This window comes from Polaribacter batillariae (assembly GCF_017498485.1).
Lineage (GTDB): Bacteria > Bacteroidota > Bacteroidia > Flavobacteriales > Flavobacteriaceae > Polaribacter > Polaribacter batillariae.
The window spans coordinates 3,343,935-3,366,766 of sequence record NZ_CP071795.1 but is presented as its reverse complement, the minus strand read 5'-3'; the positions used below and the strand labels follow the sequence as shown (position 1 = coordinate 3,366,766).

11 protein-coding genes and 1 pseudogene are annotated in these 22,832 nt (G+C 32.6%); 1 reads left to right on the top strand and 11 read right to left on the bottom strand.

Annotated features, from left to right (window positions below):
• Nucleotides 1-99 precede the first annotated feature (99 nt).
• The 6 genes from JL193_RS14825 to JL193_RS14800 all read right to left on the bottom strand — a co-directional run bounded on the left by JL193_RS14825 (nt 100) and on the right by JL193_RS14800 (nt 14,196).
• Nucleotides 100-4,221: a LamG-like jellyroll fold domain-containing protein gene (locus tag JL193_RS14825; protein WP_207971526.1), complete on the bottom strand. Its 4,122-nt coding sequence runs from the start codon at nt 4,219-4,221 to the stop codon at nt 100-102.
• Nucleotides 4,222-4,777: 556 nt separating this feature from the next.
• Entirely contained in the window at nt 4,778-6,361 is a 1,584-nt protein-coding gene (locus tag JL193_RS14820) for an arylsulfatase (protein WP_207971525.1), read from the bottom strand.
• 331 nt (nt 6,362-6,692) lie between these two features.
• A complete protein-coding gene (locus JL193_RS14815) occupies nt 6,693-7,670 on the bottom strand; it encodes a LamG-like jellyroll fold domain-containing protein (protein ID WP_207971524.1) in 978 nt (325 codons plus the stop codon).
• Between the two features lie 36 nt (nt 7,671-7,706).
• Nucleotides 7,707-9,494, bottom strand: coding sequence for a RagB/SusD family nutrient uptake outer membrane protein (locus tag JL193_RS14810; protein WP_207971523.1), 1,788 nt, complete (start codon nt 9,492-9,494; stop codon nt 7,707-7,709).
• A gap of 11 nt (nt 9,495-9,505) precedes the next feature.
• Nucleotides 9,506-12,763, bottom strand: a complete 3,258-nt coding sequence (locus JL193_RS14805) for a SusC/RagA family TonB-linked outer membrane protein (RefSeq protein WP_207971522.1) — start codon at nt 12,761-12,763, stop codon at nt 9,506-9,508.
• A 74-nt stretch (nt 12,764-12,837) separates the two neighbouring features.
• Entirely contained in the window at nt 12,838-14,196 is a 1,359-nt protein-coding gene (locus JL193_RS14800) for a Gfo/Idh/MocA family protein (protein ID WP_207971521.1), read from the bottom strand.
• A 266-nt stretch (nt 14,197-14,462) separates the two neighbouring features.
• Between JL193_RS14800 and JL193_RS14795 the strand changes: the two genes are divergently transcribed.
• Nucleotides 14,463-15,338 carry an IS982 family transposase gene (locus JL193_RS14795; protein ID WP_207973491.1) on the top strand — a complete coding sequence of 292 codons (876 nt, stop codon included), beginning with the start codon at nt 14,463-14,465 and terminating at the stop codon, nt 15,336-15,338.
• 146 nt (nt 15,339-15,484) lie between these two features.
• Here JL193_RS14795 and JL193_RS14790 read toward each other — a convergent pair.
• From JL193_RS14790 to JL193_RS14770, 5 genes and pseudogenes are all read right to left on the bottom strand, one after another.
• Nucleotides 15,485-15,977: pseudogene (locus JL193_RS14790) on the bottom strand (IS1595 family transposase); the annotation flags it as partial.
• A gap of 167 nt (nt 15,978-16,144) precedes the next feature.
• Nucleotides 16,145-17,227: a DUF5007 domain-containing protein gene (locus JL193_RS14785; RefSeq protein ID WP_207971519.1), complete on the bottom strand. Its 1,083-nt coding sequence runs from the start codon at nt 17,225-17,227 to the stop codon at nt 16,145-16,147.
• A gap of 12 nt (nt 17,228-17,239) precedes the next feature.
• Complete coding sequence (locus JL193_RS14780; RefSeq protein ID WP_207971518.1) at nt 17,240-17,881, bottom strand: hypothetical protein; 642 nt, start codon at nt 17,879-17,881, stop codon at nt 17,240-17,242.
• 42 nt (nt 17,882-17,923) lie between these two features.
• The gene (locus JL193_RS14775) at nt 17,924-19,465 is read right to left on the bottom strand and encodes a RagB/SusD family nutrient uptake outer membrane protein (RefSeq protein WP_207971517.1); all 1,542 of its coding nucleotides are present in this window, start codon (nt 19,463-19,465) and stop codon (nt 17,924-17,926) included.
• A 13-nt stretch (nt 19,466-19,478) separates the two neighbouring features.
• Nucleotides 19,479-22,667 carry a SusC/RagA family TonB-linked outer membrane protein gene (locus JL193_RS14770; protein ID WP_207971516.1) on the bottom strand — a complete coding sequence of 1,063 codons (3,189 nt, stop codon included), beginning with the start codon at nt 22,665-22,667 and terminating at the stop codon, nt 19,479-19,481.
• Nucleotides 22,668-22,832: the final 165 nt, after the last annotated feature.

Below are 22,832 nucleotides of genomic sequence, written 5' to 3'. Positions count from 1 at the left end.
TTGAATAAATAAGTTGTATTTTAATGGGTGTTATTTTTGTTTTTTAAAACTTCTAAAAATAACATTTTTAGAAGTTTTCTTCACGTAAGTTATTAAAAATTAATTTTTAATAAACTTTTTTATAAGACTTTGTTTTTTAGTATTAAGCTTTATAAAATAAACACCTTTACTTAAGGTGGCTGTATTTAGCTCAAAACTATCATAACTATCTTTTTTAATTTTTTTTATTAAAACTTCTTTGCCATTTAATGTATAAATGGTTGCTTCTAGAGTATCAACTTGTAAATTATCTGAGTCTATTTTAATTTTTAATATATCTTTAACTGGATTTGGCAAAAATCTAAATTGTATATCTTCTATAATTTTTTCTGCGTGTAAAACTTTAGCATTCGTTGCGTTTACTGTTGAAGCTACAGAAGATGAAGCCAATGCCGCAATTTCTGAAGCGGTTAGTGCTTTTGAGTATATTCTTACATCATCTAAACCACCTTGCCAATAATAAGAACTATTGTAAGAGGCTGCACCTATTAAAACATTATTTGTTGTGGTATTTGTATTAATTGTTGTGTTTTGAGAATTGTATGAATCCCCAGAATCTGGTTGATTGGCATAATATATTCCATCAATATATATTTTAATGTCTTTTAATTTACTACCATCTGAAGGATCGTAAGTTACAGCAACATGCCTCCATGTATTATTATTTAATAGTGCTACAGTAGAATCGTCATTTTGAACGTTAGAAGAACCTCCTTCTACACGAATATTTCCATTAGAAACCATTACGTTAAACATTTGACCAGGAGAATTTGTACCCCATGAAGCTATGGTTTTACGCAAACCTACATTTGTTGTTTTTATCCATGCACTTACTGTTCTGGCACTGTTGCCTGAAATGCCTTTATATCCATTAATTGAAATCGTATTGTTAGATGTGACTGAATAAGCATTTCCATCGTAACCAGTAATGTAAGTCTCTGAACCTGTAGTGCTTCCATTTCTTCCGTAAGAAGATTCATCCGTTAAACTGCTATTGTATTTGTGGTGTAATTGTAAGTCTGCAGTTCCAGAAGCATTAATAGTAATATAACCCAATTTTGTTTCTACATCGCTTCCTGCTGAATTTGTAGCTGTTAAAGTAACATTATATGTCCCTGCAGTAGCATATGTTATAGATGGATTTTGAACAGTACTAGTTGCAGGATTTCCACCAGAGAAAGACCATAACCATGAAGTTGGTGTATCACTAGATGTATCTGTGAAATTTATTGTGTTACCTGCTGTAATTGTAGTTACGTTTGATGTAAAGTTTGCTGTTGGTACGACAGAAGATGAAGCCAATGCCGCAATTTCTGAAGCGGTTAGTGCTTTTGAGTATATTCTTACATCATCTAAACCACCTTGCCAATAATAAGAACTATTGTAAGAGGCTGCACCTATTAAAACATTATTTGTTGTGGTATTTGTATTAATTGTTGTGTTTTGAGAATTGTATGAATCCCCAGAATCTGGTTGATTGGCATAATATATTCCATCAATATATATTTTAATGTCTTTTAATTTACTACCATCTGAAGGATCGTAAGTTACAGCAACATGCCTCCATGTATTATTATTTAATAGTGCTACAGTAGAATCGTCATTTTGAACGTTAGAAGAACCTCCTTCTACACGAATATTTCCATTAGAAACCATTACGTTAAACATTTGACCAGGAGAATTTGTACCCCATGAAGCTATGGTTTTACGCAAACCTACATTTGTTGTTTTTATCCATGCACTTACTGTTCTGGCACTGTTGCCTGAAATGCCTTTATATCCATTAATTGAAATCGTATTGTTAGATGTGACTGAATAAGCATTTCCATCGTAACCAGTAATGTAAGTCTCTGAACCTGTAGTACTTCCATCTCTTTCGTAAGAAGATTCATCCGTTAAACTGTTATTATATTTGTGGTGTAATTGCAAGTCTCCAGTTCCAGAAATACCTTTTAAAGGAATTCTCCAAACTCCTCTTCCCCAAGTGCCAACAAATAATGTTGAAGAATTATGCTGAATTTCTAAATCATTTGCTCTTACATTTGGTAATCCTATTCCATACTTTGTCCAATCTGAGTCGTTATCATCTCTATAGTAAACGCCCGTTTCTGTTGATAAATACATAGTGTTTTTATTGTCATCATCATACACAACATCTGTTGTTGGAACGTTTGGTAAATTACCAGAAATATTAGACCAACTAGAACCACCGTTTGTAGATCGATATACTTTAGTTCCTGATGCATATCCAGTATAACACACAACAATTTTATTTGGATTGTTATAATCTACAGCAATTCCTTTAATTACTAGGTTGGGTAAATTTCCTGTAATTTCTGACCAACTAGAACCACCGTTTGTAGATTTCCATATTCGATTTTTAATAGATGTAAAAATGTAGTTTCCATTAGATGGTGCTATTGCCATTTCATCGATAAAATCGTTTACGCCCACACCTGTAAGGTTGGTAAATGAATTTCCTCTATTTGTAGATTTTCTAATTTTTCCATCTTTTTCGCCTCCCATATAAATTATTGCAGGATTAACTGGGTCTTGTCTTAGAGGTGGTAATGATCTGCCAGTTGTATTGGTATCTCCTAAATCTGTAGAAGTAGAAGTTGTACCTGCATTATCGGTTCTTTTAAAATTACCATTATATAAAGAACCATACATAATATTTGCGTTCCCTGCGTCAATCATGCTTGTTCCTCCATCCCCACCTTTCCAGTGATGCCAAGCACCATTTCTTAAAATGTTCGTTCCATTATCTTGTGTTCCAATTATTAGAGTGTTCGCATTTGTTTGGGCAACACCCAATCCTTTTTCATATATTTCTTGATTTCCTAAGTTATAAGTTAAAATTTCATAATTTAAACCGCCATCTGTACTTTTACACAACCAACCGTCTGTACCTAAATAAATAGCCCCATTTACTATTTCTACTTCACGAACATCTGCATGTACAAAATTACCCCCAACACCTGTACTTTGACTGTACCTCCAATCTGTAACTTTACTAAAACTAGAACCTCCATTTGTAGATCTATAGGTGTCTAAACTTCCGTTTATTAATAAATTTGCGTTTGTATCTGAAACTGCAAAACCTCCATACTGCCCTTTTCCTCCATCAGGATTTCCTCTTGATGTAAAACTAACACCACTATTTGTAGATCTGTAAGAAACCCCTTTATCTGCAATGTAAACATAAGAAGGTTGATTTGCAGAAACACCTATTTGAGGCCTAGCTGTGCCAACAACTCCTGTAGAACTAAATGAAGATCCACTATTTGTAGATCTGTAAATTGTATTGTTAGCATCATTAGAAGCATACATAATAGAGGTATCTCCAGGTTTAAATTCTACATCAATTATATTACCAGATAATACTGTTGTATGTGTCTGAAATCCGTCTGTTGATTTTAATAAGCCTGCAGAAGTAGCTGCAAATAATACAGAAGAATTAGTAGGACTCATTAAAACTTTAAAAATTATAGTGTTTGCTGTTAATTGATAAGAAACACTTGTAGGATTCCAATTATTTCCACCATCAGTAGATTTAAAAATACCTAAACTTCTTCTGCCTGCTAAAGCTGTGGCTATATATATTTCGTTTACATTACTGGTATTTACAGCAATACTATTTACACCTGTAATTCCTAAATTATCTGTTTTTACTGTCCAATTTGTTCCTCCATCTATTGTTTTCCACATTCCTCCACCTCTACAACCAATGTATATTCTGTTTGCGTTAGAAGGATCTACCCAAATAGCATCTACACGCCCATTACCATTTCTAACATTGTCGTAAAACCTTTTAAGTTCTACAAATGGTCCAACTTCAGTCCAAGAATTGCTTGTAGCTTTCGATTGTGCATTTTTAATTAAGTTTGATTTTTGTTTTTTAGAATTAGCAATTAAGTAAGGTAATTCTGGTCTAAAGTTTGTTCGATCTCCAGAAGGATAAAAAAGATCTTCGTTTTGAATAATCCATCTTTGAAACTGTTTATAACCAGAGCCCTTACCTTTATCTTTGTTTTTAAAATATTGGTTTCCTGCTTTAATAACATCGTAAACGTTATATTTTGTGTCTTCCATCATTTCTTTGTAATCCTGTGCGTTTAGAACCAAAGGCATTAAAAAAAAGATGATACTTGCCGTTAATTTTAAGTAAATTTTCTTCATAATTCTAAAAAGTTTAATTGTGTGTCAAAAAAAATACATTTAACAACACTTATTGAATTGTTAAAGCTAAAACGTTTTGTTTTAAAATATGTAGATAAAATTGTTTTAAAAGTGAGGCATATTCTTTTTTTTAAGAAAACCTGCTGTACATTTTGATTAAATTCTATCAATTCGAGTAAATTTTACGATTAAAATGAGTAAAATTTGTATCGAGAATAGGAATTTTAGTTCTCGATACAAATTTTCGTTCCTCAAAACCACTCGAACTGAGGTTTATTTTTGAATATTTTTAATACAAAATGCGTAACAGGTTAAGAAAATATGTTGTAGATGAAATTATTTTGAACTTTTTGAATTAAACAAAAAGGTGGTAGATATTTGTATTACAAAACATAAAATCACAACCCCATCTATTAAATACTATATGACAGGATCTGCAATGGTATTTTGCATCTTTCCTAATACTGAAACCCAATACTAAGCAATATTGAGCAAAAACAATTATGCAGTTTCTCTTTTTTCTTTATACATTCAAAAAAAAGAACCTGTTATAAATTTATTTTTCTGTATTTAATAAACCTTTTTCAATTAAAGGAATTCTAAATCCATCTGAAAGTGCGTCTGTATGTTCTTTTTTGAATATTTCTGCAGCTTTTTGCAAAATTTCTGGATTTTTATCAGTAACATTATTAGATTCTGTTGGGTCTTTTGCAAGATTATAAAGTTCTAACGTTGGTTCTTTTTTATTTTTAAGATTTTGCCTTACCACTTTCCAATCTCCAATTCTAATAGCAACTTGTCCTCCATATTCTGGGTATTCCCAAAATAAAAAATCGTGTTCTTTTTGGTTTTTCTCTCCTAAAAGCGTTGGCAGTATGCTTATTCCATCATTTTTTGGAGCTTGATAACCAACGATATCAGAAAAAGTAGCCATCATATCGTACTGTGAAGAAATTAAATTAGACTTTGTGTTCGGTTTAATTTTTCCTGGCCAACTAGCAATCATAGGTACTCTTATGCCTCCTTCGTAAACAAAACCTTTGCTTTTTCCGTATTTTTCTCCAAATTTTCCAGAGCTGTTAAAGAATTCTCCATCGGTTCCACCAGAATAGGTTACACCATTGTCTGAAGAAAAAATAATTAAAGTATTCTCGTATATTCCTTGGTCTTTTAAGTGTTGAATTAATTTACCTACGTTTTCATCTAAATAAGAAATCATAGCTGCATAACCCGCTCTTGGATTTTGATGCGGATAGTAACCTCTTTGCCCTAAATAAGGTTCTTCTTCTCCAAACTTTTTAATGTAATGATCTACCCACCTTTGTGGCGCTTGTATTGGGTTGTGAGGTAATGGAGTTGCCCAATAGAAAAAGAAAGGATTTTGTTTATTATCAGAGATAAAATGAATCATTTTATCAAATAATAAATCCGGAGTATATTCATTTAAAGTATAATCTTTATAGCTTTTTGGATCGTTAACATCTGCTTCTTTTGATAATTTTTTACCTGGTGCAATTGTATCGTTTTTTAAATGATATTTGTGCTCATTTTCGTATAAATGTACTGGATAATATGTATGAGCTTGTCTCTGGCAATTGTAACCGAAAAAATAATCGAACCCCATTTTGGTTGGAAGTGCATCTGTATGAGGTGCACCTAAGCCCCACTTACCAACCATTCCTGTTTTATAACCACTTTTTTGTAATAATTTTGGAAATAAAACTGTAGAAGCAGGTATGGGTTTTTGTCCTTCTAAAGTAGAATCTTTAATTACTTTTTTATAGTTCCAAACATCTCCACGTTCGTTCCATTCATCATTTCCTCTAATGTAGGAATGCCCAGCATGTTTTCCTGTTAACAGCATGTATCTTGCAGGCGCACACACAGGTGCACCAGAGTAATGTTGCCTAAATAGCATTCCGTTTTTTGCAAGTGCATCTATATTTGGCGTTTCGATTTTTTCTTGACCGTAAACACCTAATTCTCCATAGCCTAAGTCGTCGGCTAAAATGTAAATGATATTGGGTTTTGTTTTTACTTCCTCAGAATCAGAAGATTTATTTTTTGATGTATTACAGGATATCATTAATAATAATAATATAGTTGCTAATAAAGATGTTTTTTTTAAAGATGTAAACATTGGAGAGTTTTATATAAAGTTTAAGGTTTCAAAAATAAGAAAGGTTTTTATAATTATTCTACAAAACTAAAAAAAGCACCTACTTTTATTGTGTAATTGAATAGGTGCTTTAATATCTGTTGTTCATTTTGATAAAATTCTGTCAATTCGAGTAAATTTTATGATTGAAATGAGTGAAATTTGTATCGAGAATAGGAATTTTATAGTTCTCGATACAAGTTTTCGTTCCTCAAAATCACTCGAACTGACATTTTTGAAAATGTACAACAGATTTTAGTACTAATAAATCAAATAATTATTGTTTTTGCCTTTTTTTTTTATGTATTGCATATTATTTTGCTGCTAAATCTTTTATCTCGTCAATGGTTAATGCTTTGTTATAAATTCTAACATCGTCCATCAATCCAGAATAAAAATTAGCCCCTAATTGAGAACCAACTTCAACAGCTGTCTTACCAGCAACCCCAGTATTTATTTTACTGGCATTGGAATTTACCCCATCTACTTTTCCATCGACATATAAAGTAACAGTAGATCCATCGAATGTATATGCAACATGATGCCATTTATCGTCATTAATTTTAGTAGCACCAGAGATTCCTCCACCTGCCCATTCCATTCGAATACTTGCTGGTGTCATCCTAAAAGTTGCTCTACTCAATAAAGCACTGGCTCCCCAATGTACTACACACGAATTTTTTGTTGCTGCACTTTTAATCCAAGCAGCTACAGTTCTAGGGTTATTGCCATTAATACCTTTGTATTCTGGAGTTGTGATGCTATTTTTTCCATCAAATTTAAAAGCAAAATCGTTTACTGGGGCGTCCTCTACATAAGAAGCTGCACCTCCATAACTTGCTGTGTTTCCAGAATATTCTTCTAAGATATTTTGTTCGAAATTAAAACGTAATCTTACTGCAGGGTCTAAAGGTTCTCCTTCTACAGTTATAAAATCTTCTTTTACAGTTTCTACAGCTCCATTTTTATTTCTAACTTTTAGCGACACTAAATAAATTCCTTTTACAGTATATTTAACATCTACATTTGCAGTACTACTTTCGCTTGGACTTCCTCCTGGAAAACTCCATGAGTATAAGTCTCCTTCATTTACAGAATTAGGAGCAAAACTAATTGTTTCGAACTGAAATATGGATGTAGTAGAAGCCGTAAATTCGGCATCTGGTAGTCCGTTTGTATTCATGTTTTTGTCTAAAGCAAATTCGTTATTTAGCTTTGTGCAAGAACTTAAATTTAATGCTATAATTGAGCTAAAGACTGCAATTATATAGTATGTTTTAAAAAACTTCATAATTAAGTATATTTAAATTTTAATGAATAGAAAATCTTATTGCCAATTAGGATTTTGCTCTAAATTTGGATTACTGGCCAATTCATTTAAAGGAATTGGAAATAAATAATAGTGATCAGGAAAAGCAGGTGTTGCTTTAGGTATCAATTGAATATAACCAATAGGAGCATTGTTTTGAATTGGTAAATTTACAGAGTAATTCGATTGTACTATCCATCTACCTAACTTCGTTTCTGTAGCATAGCTCATTTTTTTCCATCTTCTTAAATCTTCTCTTCTGTAGCCATCTCCCATTAATTCTACTGCTCTTTCACGTCTAATTTCCCAAAGAACTGGATCTACAGAAGGGTCTCTTTTAGGGTCGAAATCTGCTCCAATGGCACCAACGTCCATAGGAGCTACTTTAGCTCTAGTGCGTAATTTATTAATAGTTGCATTTGCGACAGTTTGGTTAAACTGCCCAAGTTCGTATTTTGCTTCTGCATTTATTAAGTAAATTTCTCCCATTCTAAAAATAGCGAAATCATTAAAGTCCGAAGATGAAACCCTATCATTATGGTCGTTGTAAACTTTCCAAAAACGATATCCATTTCCGGTTTGTGTAGGTGTAAGTCTATTAAAGTTTGGTACTTGATCTGTTACCCTACCTGACCAATTTCTATCAGGTAGTTCTTTTAAGGGATAACCACCTGTTACAGCTGCTACTTTTCCAAACCACTCTTGGTCTGCTAAGTTTCCAGTATGTGACCATGTTTGGGTCCCATTTCCAACTATTTTATAAGGTGGAGGTGTTATTGTTAAAATTCTGCTGTCTCTGTTTCTAAATTCAGCATAATGATCTTTATCTCCTTGATATAGCGTATTGTTTGCATTATAAATTGGCAAACCGTCTTCAGTTAAAAATTTGTCAATTCCTTTTCTAGTAATATCATACTTATTATTTGTAGAGCGTGTATTTGTGCTTACCCAATGGGTTAATTCACCTAGAACGTAATGTTTATATAAAAGAATTCCAGGTTTTCCTCCTAAATCTTCTGAGTTATAAATAGCATCGTAATTACTCATAATTGTTGGATATTTTACAACAAGAGTAGAAGAAGCAGTAGCTGCAGCTTGCAAGTACTTATTCGCATCCCCTAAATTATGGTATTTTCTCCATGTACCTTCAAATAAAGAAAAACGAGATAAAAGTGCAAGGGCAACATCTTTGTTAATGGTGTTTGGTCCATCTCCGTTTTCAAAAATGTTAGAAACAGCTTCATTTAAATCTCTTAAGATATTACCTGCAACTAAATCTCTACTGTCTCTTGGTTTGTATAACTCCTCTATATCTTCGTCTGTAATTTCATTTTCTATCCATGGAACACCACCAAATCTTTCTAATAATTTAAAATATTCGTGCGCTCTAAAAAATAAACCAACACCTCTCCAATGTGCTTTTTGCTCTGCTGTAATAGGAGATTCTGGTAAAGCATCTAACATTATGTTTACCTTACGAATATTTACATATGCGTTCGAGTAATTATTGTCGTTAATTGGAACTGTATAATTTTGGTCTAAATAACCTGGATTTACAGAATTGTTACCATTTTGCATTAAATCTCCAAAAAGATCTTTGCTTGCTGACCATGTAGCGGCTCTTGGAAATTCTTCTAAGAAGTCATAAAACCCCCAAGAATATAATTTTATATTATTATAAGTGCTAAATATGGTTGCTTTAGAAAGCTCGTCTTTTGGAGCAGTTTCTAAAAAATCAGTATCGTTACACCCTAAAAAAGAAGTAAGTAATACTAATATGATTGAAATTTGTTTAATTTTCTTCATAATTTCTATTTTTAAAATGATAGATTAACTCCGACTGAATATTGACTCATAATTGGATAAACTCCATTAGAACCTTGATCTGGATCCAATCCTTTGGGTAAATTATCGAATGTAAAAAGATTGTTACCAGATACAAATATTCTACATTTATTAATTTTTAATCTATTTAAAACATTGTTATTCAAACTGTAACCTAAAGTAATATTTTGAACCCTTAAGTAACTTTCGTCACTTAAATATTTCGTTTGTATTCTTCTACTATAGCTATAATTGCTATCTAAGTTTCCTCCAGCAGCATTTCCATGAATTCTAGGATAAAATGCATTTTGATTGTCTGGTGTCCAGTAATCTAATTGGTGGGAGTAAATGTTATCAAATACAGATGGATAAGGAAAAATTAAATCGGAATTTCTCCATAAATCTTGTTTTCCTACTCCACTAAGAACGAAAGAAAAATCGAAACCTTTATAAGCTAGGTATCCGTTTACACCAAATTGATAACGTTTACCTCTGTTTCCAATAACTTTTCTATCTCCAGGTCCTGTTCTAGCAATAATTTCTCCAGTTGCTGGATCTACATCGTATTCTGCAGTATTATCTCCATTTGTTATAATGCCATCACCATCTAAATCTTGGTACTTAATATCTCCTGGATAAGGTGTTGGAGCTCCATCTATAACAGGAACATCATCTTTTAACTGTCTGTTATCACCAGATAAATCTGCATTAAGAGTTCCTGGAAGAAAATCTTCTGGAGTATAATACCCATCTGTTACATATCCATAAATATCTCCAACTCTAAATCCTTCAAAAAGCTGAGATAAAGATTTTGTTGGATTGTCTATTTTCGTGATTTTAGATTGATTATCAAACACGTTAACATTAATACCATAGGTTAGTTCACCAATTCTATCTTTCCAACCTAACTCAAATTCCCAACCGCTAGTTCTCAAATTATTTGCATTTTGTAATGGAGGGTCTGTTCCTAAAACAGAAGGTAAATCTGCAGCATCTCCCAACATACCATTAGTATCTCTAGTATATACATCTATAGACGAAGTTAATCGATTGTTTAAAAAAGCAAAATCTACACCAATGTTTTTAGAAATTACATCTTCCCAAGTAAAGCCTGCACTAATTAATTGAGCTGGGTTAAAACTCAGGTAACGTTGGTCTGTATCTAAATTAGTCCATCTTGTTATAAAATCTTCATACCCCGGAGTTGTAGGGAAATAATCTTGAGCAGATGGATTACCAATTCTTGGTGTTAATTGATTTCCAATAACTCCATAAGAAGCTCTTATTTTTAAAACATTTAAAAATTCTACGTTTTCTAAGAAACTTTCTTTAGCAACATTCCAACCAATAGATGCAGATGGAAGTACAACAAACTGATCTCCTTCTGCAAATCGAGAAGAACCATCGTATCTTAAATTTCCTTCAATAAAATATTTTTCGTTGTAATTATAATTTATCCGTCCATAGTAACCTACCACAGCCCATTCGTAAAAAGAATCTCCAACAGATACGTTTGTCTCGTCGAAACCTAAATTTAAAGTTGGTGTTTCTAATGGGTCGATTAAATCTCTTTTAAAAGAGAAGAAAAAATCTTGTTTCTCTTTTTCTCTGTTAACCCCTAATAGGGCTTTAAAATTATGGTTTTCGCCAAGTTTCCAATCGTATTTTACATATAAGTTAAAACCATTATAAATTCTGTTAGTATTACCTCTAGAAATACTCGTGTTTCTTTGTGCATTTACTACAGAGGTAGATGGGTTAAATCTAAACGAACTATAGTAACGTTGCCCATTATTAATTGATCTTGTTGTAATATAGTTTTTTTCGAATGTATATTCTCCTGCTATAGAAAATCTTTCAAAAGGTTTCCATTCGATTTTTTGGAAAAGACGTAGATTATCGTCTTCAGTTCTTCCTGGAGTACTAAATTTTACAATGTTTGCTGGAGAATCAAATGGTAAAATAACTCCTGAGCCATCATCAAAAAAACCTGTTGGATCGAACATGCGAGCTTGTACTGCATTAGAGTATCTAGCATTGGGTCTAGATTGAATGCTAGATCTAAATAAAACATTTGTTGTAGAAGACAAGTTGTCTGTAATATCTGCATTTACTAATGCATTTACATTGTACTTTTTAAATGAATCTTTATCGGTAACCATTATACCATCTTGGTAGCTGTATCCTGTATTTAATCGATAGCCAATTTTTTTGCTACCACCACTTATCGTAAAGTTATGGATGCTTGAAAACCCTGGTTCGTTAATAAAGCCATTAAAATTGTCTGTGTCTGCTAATTGATAGTATTGTCCACCATCAAAATGAATAGGATATGTTTCACCAGAAACTGGGTCTGAAATTAAATCTAATTTACTTGGATCCGACTCATATTGGTTGATATAACCTAACCAATCGCTAACATTTTGTCCAGCAAAATAACTATTTACACCCCAAAAATCTAAAGACCTAACAAACTGTTTGGTCGTGGCTTTTACAGGTAAATCTGAAGCGTGAGAAAAACTGGTAGTTGTGTTATAATCGAATCTTACTTTTTGATTTCTCTTAGCTCTTTTTGTAGTAACTATAATTACTCCAAATGCTGCACGAGCTCCATAAATAGAAGAGGCAGCTGCATCTTTAAGAACAGAAATGGATTCTATATCTTGCGGATTTATATCGTTTAAATTTCCAGGAACATTATTAATTAACACCAATGGAGAGCCTCCATTAATAGAGTTTGTACCACGAATGTTTAAGCCAACACCTTCAGAACCTGGCTGTCCAGAAGATACAGTAACTTGCAGACCTGCAGCAATACCCTGCAAGGCTTCTGCAGCATTGGTAATTGGTCTATCTGATACAATTTTATCCATTTTTACAAAGGAATTTGCACCAGTTACGTTCGATTTCTTTTGAGTACCAAACCCCACAACCACAATTTCATCTAAGGCTTGAGCTCCAGGCTCTAGGGTAACAGAAATAGTAGATTTTCCTGAGATTACTACTTCTTTTGTTACATAACCTATGTATGAAATTAAAAGAATGTCTGTAGGTTTTGACATGATTTTAAATTTTCCATCAAAATCAGAAGAAGTACCATTTGTTGACCCTTTTACTAAAATTGAAGCTCCTGGAAGAGGCTGTCCAGTTTCATCTAACACTTTACCTGTAATTGTTTTTGTTTGACCGCTTACAGAATAAGTAACCAGAAGTAGAACAAATAACAGTTTTCTAAAAAATTGCTGTTTCATAAATTGATTGTTAATTATTGAGTTATTTGATTTTTATAACATTTACCATTTTAAAATTACTGTAAAAAAAGGTATTAATATGTATCTTTTATCCACTTATAAGGTTTCCTTTTTACCCAATTGCCTCTTGTAAAGTCTGGAAAGTTTTGTGGCTCTCCATTGTTTTCAATTGATAATTCAGAAAGTGGTGTAATGGAACTCCAAGCTGCAGCGTCGTAAGCATCCATTGGCGGGGCAATGTTTTGTTTTGCAGATGCTACAAAAGAATTAATTACAAAGAAATCCATTCCTCCATGGCCAGCTCCCATTGCTTTTTCTCCATATTTTTTCCATAGTGGATGGTCGTATTTCTTTAACCATTCAGAAGCATCATCCCATTTGTGTGGTTTCGATTTTCCTTCGATATAAATTCTGTTGCCATCTACTTCCCATAAACCATTTGCACCTTGTACTCTAAATCCTAAAGAATAAGGTCTAGGCAAATTACAATCGTGAGTTACAATAATGGTTTCTCCGTTAGCAGTTTCTATGGTGGAAGTAATAACATCTCCTTGTTTGAACTTTAATTTTGCATTTGGATGGTCTTTTCCTCCATTTTTAACAATATAGTTATGCAAACCTATTCCTTTTGATGCATTTGAAGAAATAGAAGTAAATCTGTTTCCTCTATTAATGTCTATCATTGCCGCAATTGGGCCAACACCATGTGTAGGATAAACATCTGCATTTCTTAATAAAGAATGCTGTGTTCTCCAAGCAGATTCAGAAATTCCTTTTTCGCCAAATTCAACTCCTTTTCCATAGGCAGTCTTCCCGTCATTTAACTTTACAAAACGCAAATCGTGCTGGTAACCACATCTAAAGTGAACCATTTCGCCAAATACATTTTGTTTTACCATATTTAATACCGCTAAAACGTCTCTTCTGTAATTAACGTTTTCTAGAATCATTAAATGCGAACCTGTTTCTTCATGTACGTTTACCAAATCCCAACATTCTTCCATAGTATTTGCTGCAGATACTTCTAAGCCAGTATATTTACCAGCCTTCATGCTGTCTTTTGCCATGCGTGTATGCCATAACCAAGGAGTTGCTATAATTGTAGCAGAAACATCTTTCGAATCTAAAAGATTTCGATAATCGTATTCTCCTTTGCCAAAAACTTTTGGTTTTTTCTTTCCAGCTTTTTCGAATCTTTTTAGTGCAAGAGGAATTCTATTGGGGTCGATATCGCAAATTGCTGTAACTTCTACATCGTCTCTATGTAATAAGTTGTTTAGGTGATTCATTCCCCTTAAACCAACTCCAATTAAACCTACTTTAAGTTTTTCGTCTTTGTTTAATTTGTTATTTCCAAAACTTAAATTTGGAACCATTGTTATTCCTGCGCCAGCAACAACCGATTTTTTAATAAAATTTCTTCTTGAACTCATTCGTTTTTAAACTATTTAAATTTGTGTATTTATATTCTTGATATTACAAATATGTGAATATCTACCACTTATTTGAGTAGTTTTTTTGTGCTATTTTAAGTTGTATTTTCTTCATTTTTTTAAAATGACGATTTTACCTACCAATATTGATGATTTTGTAGCTATATTTTTTTAACTTGTTTAAGGTGTATCTTCTATTTTTTTTGATATCGGTAGTTACAAAACCTGAGTTCGATTAAAATTTAGGCATTTTTTTCTAGTAAAAAATTACTGAAATTTTCTGTCTTGTTGATGAATTTTGTAAAGAATATGACCAAATAGTAAGTAAACACCTTTTAGGCAATCCATCAAAACGTCCCAGTGTTATGTCAAATAGCGAGGTAATTACCATTACCATTTTGTTTCAGCTTAGTGGTTTTAGGACCTTTAAACACTTTTACGTGTATTACTTGCAAAAGCATATGCAAGATGATTTCCCAGCTACAGTTTCATACAATAGATTTACAGAACTCATGCAGCAAAACCTCATGCCAATGACTTTATTTTTAAAGACATGTTGTTTAGGTAATTCTACGGGTATTTCTTTTGTAGATTCTACACCTGTTAGAGTTTGCAGCCCCAAACGAATTAAGAATAATAAAGTATTTAAAGGCATTGCAACCACTGGAAAATCCACTATAGGATGGTTCCATGGCTTTAAATTGCATATCGTTATAAATGATAAAGGTGAAATCCTAAACTTCTGCATAACCCAAGCTAATGTTGATGATAGAACGCCATTAAAAAAGAAGTCTTTTTTAGATAAAATTTATGGTAAGTTATATGCGGACAAAGGTTATGTTGGAAAAGATTTAATGCAGTTACTTTTTGCTGATGGATTGCATTTAATTACTCATATTAAAAACAATATGAAGAATTCTTTAATGACAATGAGTGATAAAATTTTACTGCGTAAACGCTCTGTTATTGAAACCGTAAATGACGAACTCAAAAATATTTGTCAAATTGAACATTCTAGACATAGAAGTTTTACTAATTTCTTGTCAAACATAATCGCAGGTCTTATTGCATATAGCTTTTTACCAAAAAAACCTGCTATAAAATATCAGACTGTAAAGTCTAATCAGTTGACAATTTATTAATCGAACTCAGGTTACAAACATATATTTTAGATTGATAAATTTTATTAGATTTCACGATTCTTTCAATTAGTTTATGAATATGTTTGTTACACTATTTCTTCTAATTCTTTTGTTGAAAGATGATTTATTTGTAGTAGCACCTATATTCTTAATCTTCCTTTATCTGTGATTTTTTTTTTACGATTATAACTTCCTGCGAGGCTTGTATTTTGCTCTTCTATAGATTACAAATTCATCGATATGGACTGTGCCGTCCGTTAAATAATTTTCACTAACTTTCATTGCTTCTCGAACTTTATACATAAATAAACGCGCTGTTTTTTCTGTAACGCCATAACGAGTACTTATATGACTTGCAGCTATTTTTTTAGCTGTAGTCATTTCAAAACAAATAAAAAATGCTTTGCGTAAACCGAATTTTACCTTATGGAATAAGGTGTTTGCAGAGGCTGTTTCTGTATGACTGCATTTATTACAAGTACGTGAAAAATCTTTACGGATTTGACTTGCGATGTGATTGCATTTAACACATTTAAATCCATTTTTCCATTTAATATTCGCTAAATATTCTTTACACTTACCATCGGTTTGGAAGTATTCACTGAATTCTAGAAGGTTTTGTTCTTGAAAAATGTTCATGAATATTAGGTTTTATTGACTTTTGATCTATGAAATTATCTACTAACCTTATAAAAATTGTATAAGAGGTTAAAAAACCAATTAAAATAGTTTTAAAAAAAAGGTGCCTATTGTTATAATAAGCACCTTTTTTATTAAATTCAAATAATTCTCATTGTAATATTATATTATTCTTTAATTTTAGTGTACGGAATTTTCATTTTAATTTCCCAAGTACCAGAATCGTTAATTTTAATTCCCCACCTGATATATGCTCTATTTCTTATTTCGCCTGTGGCAGGATCTGTGTACTTTGTCCAATCTTTTGGGCCATTATCTTTTTCGAAAGCTTCTTTTTCTACTGTAAAAGCTGTAGGTTTGGTTAAGTAGTACATTAGGTAAGAATTAGTACCTGAGTAATTTCTTGCATACTGTGGAAATGGAGGAGCAGGCAGAGAAAATACTGTGTTGGTTGCATTGGTTATTGTTTCTGTAGAATTATCGTGATAGTTCTGTAAATAACCAGATCCGAAAGGAAAAAAAGTAATCTTATCTGTATTTAATGGTGTTCCATAACTATCTGCAATTATCATTTTTACATCAATTCCAATAGCAGGTTCGTCACTTGTTTTTATAACTGATATGTATGGATGTGTACCGTCTAAAACATCTTTCGATTTTGGATCGTTTCCATTTTTAATGGAAGATGTATAACCAATATCATAAGAACCATTATCTTTTCCTAACTGAAGTCTAGATCGCATTTCTGTTGGAAATTCTACTGCTTCGAATTGTAGTAATTTAACAACCACAAAATTATCTAATTGCCTTTCGCCTTTAACGTTTTTAACTTTAACATTAATCTTAAAAATGTCGTTTTCTACAAATTTGGTAGCTCCAGTAAAAGCCATTTCTCCACTCACAGAACTAATTAAAATAGAAGGTTCTTCTGTTTGTTGAATTTTTGCTTGTGCAAGTTCTAAAGTTGTATCTGTTTCTGGATTATAAGCTGCAGTCCAAGTGGTTATTATATGTTTTTCAAATAATTCGTCAGTTGGATTTCCGTCTGCGTCTGTTACACCAGTAATTTCCCACTCCAAAGGATAAGTAGAGCCTTCTACTGCTGGAACTGCAGATAGTTTAAAAATTCCTCTTGGCACAAAAATAGTGTCTTGAAGTGCGTGTATATTATCGTCTATATAACCAACTTCTGGTGGGGTACAAGAAGCTAATGCTACGATAAATAGTAAAACTGTTATTATATTTTTCATGCGTTTAAAATTTTAGTTGTTTTTATAATTAAATAGCACATGTGTACCTTGTAATACATGTACAACACCATTTAAGGTCGTTATGTTAGAGGTTCTAACTAAAACGCTTTCATCATCTGAATTAACATCATCCCAATCTTCCCAAGTATCTCCACCTTTATACGTATAATATACATATTCTGGACGAGACTCTAAATAGTTATTATATTTATCTACAGGCTCTAAGGAAATTCTTCTTTTTTCTCCATTAGAAGAGGTTAAAATACTCCCTTCTTTCGTCATGTTTTCACGTTTAATTTTTACATTAAAAATATAACTACCCATATATTTTTTTAAAGTATCTACATGAATGTCATCTACAGTAAATGTTGCTTCTGGGTCTGTTTGCCTCATTTTAGATAATACTGAATTTACATATCTATTAATAGACGTATTATTAGCGGCAAAAAGCGTTGTTTGTTCATTTACCTTGTCTTTTAAACCTGCTTTTTCTATTAGAATTGCAAGTGTATCTAATTGTTTATGCGATTTTAGGAAGTCGAAAGTAGTGGCGTTTACGTTACCATTGCTTAAACCTCCGTCTATTATTTGCTCTTCACTGCTACAAGCATATAGCGAAATAAGTATAATTATTACTAACCATGTATTTTTCATTACTTTGTTTTTTATTTTTGAATATTTCATCATCATTTTTTTTTATAAAGCTCCTCTCCAATATTCTGTTTGAACGATAGAAGGATTATTAGAAATTATTGTAGGGTCAATTGGCCAAAAGTATCCTTTTTTGGCAATTCTACTTTGGTTCATCCAAGGAACATCTTCGTAAAAATCCATTCTAATACGATCAAAGGCCGATTTTCCTTCTGCAACAAATTCTATAGAACGCTCTTCGAAAATAGCTTCGATTAAACTTTCTTTATCCATAGCCCCAGTGTAATTAGGAACATTTGCTTTGCTTCTAGTTAAATTTAAATCTGCTACTGCATTTCCAGCTTGGTTAGATTTCGCGTATGCTTCTGCTCTAAGAAGATACATATCTGCCATTCTATAAATTAAGATGTTAGACTCGCTAAATAGTGCATAAGCATCTTCGGTGCTAGGGTCTTTTGAGGTGTGAGAATATTTTAAAGGAAAAGAGTTTTCGTCGCTATCGTAATCGTAGAAAAAGATGTCTTTACGTACATCATTCGCTCTATCAGGATCGTTTCTCATCATTTTTTTTCCATAATAATCTGGATCTATAACTGGAGATACATTTGTGTTTTTATTTTTCCAAATAGGAAAGTTTAATGTTAAACCAGTATAATGAGCGCCAGAGCTAGAGATTCGAAATGACTCGTTCATGCCAGCATTCATATTAATTTCAAACAACCCTGTTTTAGAGCCTCCTGTACACATGTTATCAAAACCATCTTTACCTTCTGCTACGTAATCTATTAATTCTGCACCACTATTGTTAATAACATTGGTAGCAGCTTCGATAGAAGCTTTTAACATATCTGGATTGTTATTGTCTCTAGCAGCATACCAAAGTGTAAGATCTGCCTTTAAAGCTTCTGCACTTGCTTTATTTGCAATAATTGCCCAGTTAGTAGCGCCTGGAGATTGGTAGTTTAATAAGTCGATTGCTTTGTTAGTTGCTTCTAAAGCAAAGTCTAATACTTCTAACTCATTTGATCTTGGAATTCTAACCACAAATCCATCGCTATTAATTAATTGGGTCGAAGATTCTATCGCTTCATTTACAATGGGAGCATCACCCCAAATACGGGCAATCCAAAAATAAGAAAGTCCTCTAACAAAAGCCGCTTCTCCAATGATTCTATCTTTCTCTTTTTTAGAAGCAAATAAATTATCAGGCATTTCAGAAACATGTTTTTCGATAGTTAATGCCCAATTTGCGGCTCTATAAAGATCTTTCCAGTCGCGACTAAAGCCTCTATAAGGTAAAACATAATCTCCTCCATTTTGTATATAGCCACTAATCCAATCTCTACTCCTCATAAAAGTCATTGCTGGAATGTCTCCCCAATAGATAAAATTGGCCTGTTTGGTTATTGCTTCTTTAAATGTGGCATAAGCACCAGCTAATGCTTGTTCTGCGTTCGATTGGTTACTCCAAAATACGTCTGGATGTGTTATGTTTACAGGTTCTTGATCTAGTATGCTTGTACAGCTGAAAGAAGCGAACAAACACACAATCATTGTTAAAGTTGTATATTTTTTAATATTTTTCATCTTTATTTTTAGTTTAAAATTTTACATCAATACCTATAGAAAAAGTTCTTGCTTGTGGATACCCATTTCCAAGAGTATATCCTTTAGCATCTACCAAAGAGGCATCTACAACAGCTTTAGAACGTTGCCACATATATGGGTTTAATACAGAACCATAGATACGTAAACGATTTAAGCCTAGGTCTTTCATCCAAGTTTCATTAGAAAACGTGTGTCCAATAGAAGCATTGGTTATTTTCCAGTAATCTCCACTTTCTATCCATAGAGATTGGTTTGACCTAAATCTATAGAAAGGACGTAAACTTCCTACAGAAGGATACATTGCTGGAAACCGAACTCCAGCCGCACCATCTCCAGGTTGATTCCAAAAAGTATGTGAACTTAAATCGGCTAAACCTTTTTCTGCCCAAGTATCTCCTCCTCTATCGTAGTTATTCATATAACTATTTAATGTTGAGTTAAAAATGTCTGCACCAAATGAAAATTGGCTATACATTTGAAAATACCACGCTTTGTATTTTAAATTTATATTGAAAGACCCTTGAATGTCTGGAATAGGAGAAAACTCTCTTGATAGCTGATAATCGTGCGTTTCATTTAAAATATAATCTCCATTTAAATCTTTCCAAATAGGAAACCCAGGTTGTATGGTAGCCCATGCAGATTTACCTGCAAGAGGTTCGCCTGTATAAGGATTTACGGGTAATTGACTTAAATCGTCTAAGATATAATCGTTTGTAAAAAATTTGTATAAATTAAGAGGCCTACCAACAACATAACCATAGTTACCTGCATCTCCTATATAATCTCTATTTCCGTTTGGCAAATCTGTTACAAAATTTTCGTTTTTACTTAAACCAATGTCAAATGAAAGACGTAAATCATTTGTTCTAGGAAAAACATGGTAAGTAAGAAAAGCTTCCCATCCATAATTTAAAACACCTGCAATGTTTGATTTTGCTACGTTATAACCAGAATAACTAGGAAGCAATACATCAAATAATAATTGATCTGTTTGTTTGTGGTAAGCATCGAAATTAAAGTTTAGACGTCTGTTAAACATGTCTAATTCCAATCCAATATTCCATTGTTCAGAATTTTCCCAAGATAGCTTTTTATTTCCAATTCGATTATATGTAGGAACCACACCTGTAACACCTCCATAAGAAGAAACATTCATTTGATTGGTCCAGTATGCAGCACCTCCATACCCTAAATTATACGCACCAAATCTTAAATAGTTTTGACGAAATTGTTTTCCATTAATACCCCATGTTACTTTTAGTTTTGCAAAATCTACAAAATCTGAAAGAATAGGTTTTAAAATGGGTTCTTCAGAAAAAATCCAAGCTAAAGAAGCAGAGGGAAATTTTGCCCAGCGAACATCTGAACCAAATCTAGAAGAACCGTCGATACTAAAGTTTCCACTAAAAATATATCTATTTTTATATTTATAACTGGCTCTTGCAAAATAAGATAATAAAGCATTGGCTCTTATATCAGAAAAACCAGCAACTTGATCTAGAGAATATCTATTATTAATAACCTTTATTGCATCACTTCCAAAGCCGACTGCTCGAATCGCTAAATCTTCATACTGGTTATAATCGATTTTGTTTCCTAAAATTGCAGAAACTTCATGGGTTTCTTCAAAGTTTTTAAGATAACTTAAGTAAAGGTCTGAAGATAAATTTTGACGGTTATATAGAGAATAGCTAGCAAAACCGTCTTTATTGGTTCTAATTGTTGATGGTTCGTAAAAATTCTTTTTATTACTACTATAAACATACGTGAGTTGCGAGTTTAACGACAAACCATCAAAAAGATCTAAAGTAGCAATATTAGAAAAAGTGGATCTGTATTCTTTGTCTGTATTTAACCGATCTGTTAACTCACCTGTTAAAGCTCTTCTTCTTTCATCACTAAAATAGAATAAAGAAGAATTTAAATTAGTTGGACTTACAGGTAATGAAGAATTTAAACTAAATGAGCCTCCATAAGGGTTTCCTCTTCCTGTTTCATTTTCTGTAATAGAAGCCAATATTCTAAACTGATTTCTAAATTTAGAGCCTACTTTAAAATTTGTACTTGCAGATAAGTTGTAACGTTTAAACCCAGTCCCTTTTAGAACTCCTTCTGAGTTTAAATACCCTAAAGAAAATCTGTAGTTAGATTTCTCACCACCTCCACGGACACTTATGTTGTATTGTTGAGTAGTACTAGGTCTGTAAAACATCTTCTGATAATTTACATTATTGTTAAATGCAGGGTTTAAGCTGTCTGAAAGAACCATTGGTACTTGTGCAGATTGTACCTCACTAGTCAACCACCATCTATCAATCATATTCCATTTTGCATTTCTTTCTGCAGCACCTAATAACATGGGCACTAAATTGGGTTTGGGAGACACACCTGTTACAGCAGAAAAAGAAAATTCTGGTTTGTCTAATGCTTTACCACCTTTTGTGGTTATAATAATAACCCCATTTGCTCCACGAGAACCATAAATAGCAGCTGCAGAGGCATCTTTTAAAATATCGATACTTTCGATATCATTTGGATTTAAAGAAGCTAAAAAATCGACATTAGAAGCATTGTAACCAGCTAAATCTTCTAAAGAGGTTTGTACACCATCAATTACATATAATGGATTACTAAAAGCAGTATATGGGTCTAATTGACCAGATATACTTGTATTTCCACGAATAACTAGAGATTGTCTCGCTCCTGGAGCACCACTCATTGTTACGTTTTGTATGCCTGTTCCTTGTGTGGCAATTAAAGAAGAAACAGTTACTACGGGTATGTCTTCCAGTTGTTTCGCACTAATGCTTGTTACTGCTCCAGTAACGTCTTTTTTACGTACTTTTTGGTAACCAATAAGTACAATTTCGTCTAATGCCTCTGCACTAGGCTTTAAACGAATGGTAAGGCTTTCTTTTCCCGAAATAGGAACTTCTTTTTTATTGTAACCTACATAAGTTACCACAAGAACATCTGTTGCTTTTGCATTGATTTTGAAATTTCCATCAAAATCTGAAAAGGTACCCCTGTTAGTTCCTTTAATTAGAATAGAAGCGCTTAGTAATGGCTCTCCAGTTTCATCTAAAATTTTTCCTGTTATTGTTTTGGTTTGGCCACTTACTGTATAAGTAGTAAATAACAAAACAAATAGCAGTTTTTTAAAAAAGTGCTGTTTCATAAATTAGTTTTTTTTGGGTTTGATTTGTGTTACTAAGTTTCAAAGGTGCTTTTTTTTAACAAAAAATTAAGTAGGTTTTTTTTGCTAATACCGTGTGCGTTTTCTTCATTTTTAATAAAAAGTGAATTTACCTACACAAAATGATTAAAATGTAGCTGTTTTTTA